Source organism: Micromonospora sp. SL1-18 (assembly GCF_047921505.1).
Lineage (GTDB): Bacteria > Actinomycetota > Actinomycetes > Mycobacteriales > Micromonosporaceae > Micromonospora.
On sequence record NZ_JBLROA010000216.1, the window covers coordinates 1 to 489 of the forward strand.

General features: G+C 71.8%; 2 protein-coding genes. Both read right to left on the reverse strand.

Annotated features, from left to right (window positions below; translation table 11 throughout):
* The coding region (locus tag ACNAW0_RS30635; protein ID WP_416291521.1) for a hypothetical protein at positions 1-271 on the reverse strand (271 nt) is incomplete at its 3' end.
* Positions 272-280: 9 nt separating this feature from the next.
* A complete protein-coding gene (locus tag ACNAW0_RS30640) occupies positions 281-448 on the reverse strand; it encodes a hypothetical protein (RefSeq protein WP_416291522.1) in 168 nt (55 codons plus the stop codon).
* Positions 449-489: the final 41 nt, after the last annotated feature.

The window sequence follows — 489 nt, forward strand, 5'->3', positions numbered from 1 at the left end:
CGAACATCGCCTCGCTGCGTGCGTTGTCCGTGCCCAACACCATCACCGCCAGCGTCACGGTGACCCCGGCGACCGGTTTGCCGTCCCGGGTCAGCCGCGCGCTCACCGTGAGCGGGGCGGTCACGTCGTCGACCTCGACCGGCGACACCTGGAGTTTGGTGTGGACGCAGCCGCTGAAACAGCCACTGAGCGGACCGGTGAGGCCGCCGGCGAGCACCAGGGCCAGCAGCCCGGTGACTCGCCGACGTCCGTTGGTCGGCATGCCGGTCATGTTCCCTCCTTACCGGCGGAGTGCTTCGGGGGCGTGCAGGCGGAGCATCGTGGTGCCGACGTCGCGGGGCAGGCGGCGCCGGGTGGCGATCGACACCGCCACCATCACCGTGAACGCCAGCGGTACGGTCCACGCGGCGGGCCCAGCACCGTGAGCAGCACCGCGCCGATCGGTCATGTCCCGAACTTATCCGGCCGAGGCCAGCCGCCGCTCCGGCC

Excerpts from the sequence above, each read along its gene's own strand:
- ACNAW0_RS30640 (WP_416291522.1), bottom strand. The coding sequence starts at position 448 with ATGACCGATCGGCGCGGTGCTGCTCACGGTGCTGGGCCCGCCGCGTGG.